The sequence below is a fragment of the Croceicoccus gelatinilyticus genome, from assembly GCF_018398395.1.
Taxonomy (GTDB): domain Bacteria; phylum Pseudomonadota; class Alphaproteobacteria; order Sphingomonadales; family Sphingomonadaceae; genus Croceicoccus; species Croceicoccus gelatinilyticus.
This window is the reverse complement of the sequence record NZ_JAHCBF010000030.1, coordinates 1-4,304: the sequence shown is the minus strand read 5'-3', so window position 1 is coordinate 4,304 and position 4,304 is coordinate 1. Positions and strand designations below refer to the sequence as shown.

At 61.7% G+C, this 4,304-nt stretch carries 4 protein-coding genes; 2 read left to right on the top strand and 2 right to left on the bottom strand.

The window, feature by feature from the left end:
* Window positions 1-12: 12 nt before the first annotated feature.
* Window positions 13-378 carry a beta/alpha barrel domain-containing protein gene (locus KIH45_RS19575; RefSeq protein ID WP_225900043.1) on the bottom strand — a complete coding sequence of 122 codons (366 nt, stop codon included), beginning with the start codon at window positions 376-378 and terminating at the stop codon, window positions 13-15.
* Window positions 379-380: 2 nt separating this feature from the next.
* The gene (locus tag KIH45_RS18900; protein ID WP_062344527.1) at window positions 381-1,709 is read right to left on the bottom strand and encodes a Rieske 2Fe-2S domain-containing protein; all 1,329 of its coding nucleotides are present in this window, start codon (window positions 1,707-1,709) and stop codon (window positions 381-383) included.
* Window positions 1,710-1,856: 147 nt separating this feature from the next.
* On the opposite strand from KIH45_RS18900, the gene KIH45_RS18895 reads away from it, so the two are divergent.
* Together KIH45_RS18895 and KIH45_RS18890 are read left to right on the top strand one after the other, a co-directional pair.
* A complete protein-coding gene (locus tag KIH45_RS18895) occupies window positions 1,857-3,047 on the top strand; it encodes a Gfo/Idh/MocA family protein (protein WP_062344530.1) in 1,191 nt (396 codons plus the stop codon).
* Window positions 3,044-4,036 carry an ABC transporter substrate-binding protein gene (locus KIH45_RS18890; RefSeq protein WP_184081890.1) on the top strand — a complete coding sequence of 331 codons (993 nt, stop codon included), beginning with the start codon at window positions 3,044-3,046 and terminating at the stop codon, window positions 4,034-4,036. The genes KIH45_RS18895 and KIH45_RS18890 overlap by 4 nt, the downstream gene beginning before the upstream one ends.
* The last annotated feature ends 268 nt before the right edge of the window (window positions 4,037-4,304 follow it).

Below are 4,304 nucleotides of genomic sequence, written 5' to 3'. Positions count from 1 at the left end.
GGTGGACGACTTTTACGCCGCCCGCAGCAGGACTATCCCGCCGCTACCGTGGTCGAATATTGCTCCGCCGTTCTCAATCGGGCGGGCGCGACCCTCCACGCGCATGATCGGGGCACCCGCCTGGAGCTCATCTCCATCCCTGGCAAGCCGCTCGACCCGGACATCGGGATCAAGGGCCTCGAAGAAGACCTGGGCGAGATCGATGCCCGCAACGGCAATCTGCTCGCGAGTCTGGATCGTCGCGATCAGCCGTGCGTCGGCGGGGATGGTGAGGTCGGTGGTGACATCACCACCTAGCCCCAGATCCTCCTTGAGTACGGACTGGACGAAATGACTGACGGCATCCGCGTCGAGCCCGGCAATGGGCGGCAGGGACATCATCAAGCGCGGACGTCCCCGAGAGCGTCGACATCTGTCGATACGGTCCGCATGATATCCGCCTCTTCGTCCGAGACATTGAGCAGCCGCCAGTCGGTGCCCTTAGGCACGATGCCTTCGAACGACATGAGCTTGGCGTTCGGAATGTGCGGCTCGGTCGTGCCGATCGCCGGCTCGCCCTTTTCCACCGCCTGCGCGGCGCGGTACATCTGTGTGCGGAACGTGAAGATCGCCTTGTCGCTCGACCCCAGGCGATCATCGCCACGATCGGCGAGCGTACCCATCGATTCCCACATCGCCATGTCCTGCGCCGGGATGCCGTAGATACCGGTGAAATCGCCGTCCTTCATGGCTACGCGATCCTGGAGATAGTTGTTTCCTGCGTTGCGCATCTTTTTGAAGGTGATCGGCTCGACATCCTTGCCGATCTCGGCACCGCAGAATTTGCGCCATGCGTCGGTCGAAATGCCTTTTTCGGGATGCCAGGCGACCCAGTAGAACATCGTGTTCTCATCATCGATCGGGACCAGCATCTGGCTCAGATGATATTGGTCATTCGATGGAATGTGGACGGTATAGGGCGCCACATAGAGTGTCATGCGGATATAATCAGTGGCATCGGCGTCGACGATCGGCTTGCGGATCGCGACATAGCGGAAGCCAAAGCTGGTCTTCTGGACCTCAAGGCGTGGCGCCTTGTCGGCCGACGGCCGTAGCCAGGCGGTGTCGGTCGCGGTCGATCCGCTGACCTCGGTTGCCGTCGGCATGTTGGACGAGTGCAGGCTCGAACTGTGCGCCGAGTCGATGGAGCCTTCGAGCACCTGTGCCCAGTTGCATGCGCCATGCATCTTCACGATGCTGATCTTGTCGTCCGGTACGGTCGCCCAGTTGGGCTTGTCGAACGGCGTCACCTGATCGGGATTGCCCATCCACACCCAGACGAACCCGCCGGCCTCCTGGACCGGATAGGCCTTGGTCTTCATCGTGCTGCGCAGCTTGGCGTCGACCGGCTCGGACGACATGTCGATGGCGTTGCCGTTCACGTCGAACTTCCAGCCATGATAGAGGCAACGCAGGCCGCATTCCTCGTTGCGGCCAAAGGCCAGCGACGCGCGGCGGTGCGGGCATTGCTCGTCAAGCGCGCCCAGACGACCCTTGCTGTCGCGGAACACCACCATATTCTCGCCGAGGAGGCGGACGCGCAGCGGCGTACAATCCGGTTCGGCCACCTCTTCGGACATGCACGCGGGCATCCAGTGCTGGCGCATCAGCCTGCCCATCGGCGCGCTGCCCTCGACTCGGGCGAGGATGTCATTTTGTTGGGGTGTCATCGCCTATCCTTATCGCAAAGTGGCTGTGCCAAGGCGCCGTGCCACGAAGGTGTTTCATCCACTTCTTGAAAACACTTCTACATAGAAGTATTGTGCGTTTCAAGCGGGCCGCATTTCAAGGACCGACCTGGCAGATCGAGGATAAACATGAAGGCACTTCGGATCGGCATTGTCGGCCTTGGCCGGGGGTTCATGCTGACGCTTCCGGCGTTGCGCGCGCACCCACGGGTCGAGATCGCCGCGGCGTTCGATCTGCGCGCGTCCCCACGTGCTCAATTCACGCGCGAGTTCGGAGCCAAGTCATATGAAAGCCTGGAGGGGTTGCTCGCCGCCGATATTGATGCCGTCTATATCGCGACGCCACACGAACTGCACGCGACGCAGGCAATCGCGGCCCTCGGTGCGGGCAAGCATGTTCTGGTCGAAAAGCCGATGGCGATCTCTGTCGCCGAGTGCGTCGCGATGGAAGCGGCGGCACGCCGGGCCGGCAAACTGCTCCTGGTCGGCCCCAGCCATGGCTTTGATGCCCCGGTCCGCCGAGCCGCCGAGTTGATCGCCAGCGGCGGCTTTGGTGCGGTGCGGCAACTCACGGCGATGAACTTCACCGATTTCATGTATCGGCCGCGTCGCCCCGAAGAGCTGGACAGCGCGCGTGGTGGGGGCGTTGTCTACAGTCAAGCCGCTCACCAAATTGACGTGGCGCGGCGGCTTGTCGGACGCGATGTGACATTCGTGCGCGCGGTTGCGGGCAATTGGGATTCCAGTCGCCCGAGCGAGGGCGCATATGCCGCGATGATGGGATTCGAGGGTGGGGCTGTCGCATCGCTGACGTACAGTGGCTACGCCCATTATGATTCCGACGAACTGGTTAATTGGATATCGGAACTCGGCCGCGAGAAGGATCCGGAGCAATACGGTGACACGCGGCGCGCGCTCAGGAACCTCGAACCAGCGACCGAAAGCGCTGCCAAGATACGCCGAGCGTATGGCGAGGACGGCGCATCGACCAGCGAACCGCCGGCGCCGTATCATGAGCATTTCGGCTTTGTGCTGGTCAGTTGCGAACGCGCCGATCTCAAGCTCTCGCCCCAAGGCATCACGCTCTATGGCGATGAACACCGTGAGTTTCTCGCGATCGATCCGCCAAGCCTGCCGCGGGTCGAGGTCATCGATGAATTCGTTGAAGGCGCACTCGGTCTGGTCCAGCCGATCCATGATGGCCGCTGGGGCGTGAAGACGGTGGCGTGCTGCGCAGCCCTACTCGAATCGAGCCGCACCGGCAGCGAAATCGCACCCACAGCCATGATTATCGACACTTTGGAGGCCGTTTCCGTATGACTAGATTGAACCTCTCGCTCGCCTGTTGGGGCTATGATCGCACCGAGGCGCTGCTGTCGCAGACGGTCCGCCCCGATGGGATCGATCTCAACTTTCAGGTGCTGGCCGTCGAGGAAACGTTCTTCCGGATGCTGCGCAATCGCGAGTTCGATGCCGCCGAGCTTTCGATGTCATCGTATTGCGTGACTCTGGGCCGGGACAATCCAGACTTTATCGCCATCCCGGTGTTCCCGTCACGTTTCTTCCGTCATTCCTGCATCTTCGTGTCGGCCAAGAGCGGCATCGAAAAACCGTCCGACCTTGTCGGCAAGCGCATCGGCGTCCCGGAATATCAGATGACCGCGCCGGTCTGGATCCGCGGTATCCTGCAGGACGAATATGGCATCGACCCGGCGTCGGTCACTTATGTCACGGGCGGCGAGGAAGAGCCGGGCCGTGAGGAAAAGCTCAAACTCAATCTGCCGGACAAGTTCAAGGTTGAGCCGATCGGGCCAAACCAGACGCTGACCCGGATGTTGGCTGATGGCGAGATCGACGCGCTGCACACCGCGCGTGCTCCATCGACCTTCTATTCGGAACCGCACAATGTGCGGCGCCTGTTCCCGGACTTCGTCCAGGTCGAGAAAGCCTATTTCGGCAAGACGAATATCTTCCCGATCATGCACGTCGTTGCCATTCGCCGCGACATTTACGAGAAGAACCGCTGGATCGCACAGGCGCTCTACAAGGCGTTCGTCCAGGCGCAGCAGCTAACCTACGAACAGCTGCGCGTCTCAGCCTCGCTCAAGACGATGCTGCCCTGGCAAATTGCCGCGGTCGAGGAAACGATCGCGACGTTGGGCGATCAGTGGTGGCCTTACGGAATCGAGAAGAACCGCCACGTACTCGAGACCTTCACGCGCTATCATCATGAGCAGGGTCTGTCGCCGCGCCAGCTGACGATCGAGGACATGTTCGCGCCGGAGACGTTCGCGGAGTTCAAGATCTGACGTGATGCAATCCGGGAAATGACGGGGCGGAGCATAAGCGGTGCGGGAGCAGCGTGGTTGTCGATGCTCCGTCTTTGCCGGGCTGCCGCAGGATACCCGGCGAGCGGCCGCTGACCGGTTGCGCCCTGTCAGTCCTCGGCGGGGGTGTTCGGGATAGAATCGAATTCGGCGGCGAGATTGGCTGACATGCGCGAAAGCACGTCGACGCACGTCGCAACCTCGGCCGGATCGATCCCGGCGACGGCGATGCGGTTAATGTCGATCGCAT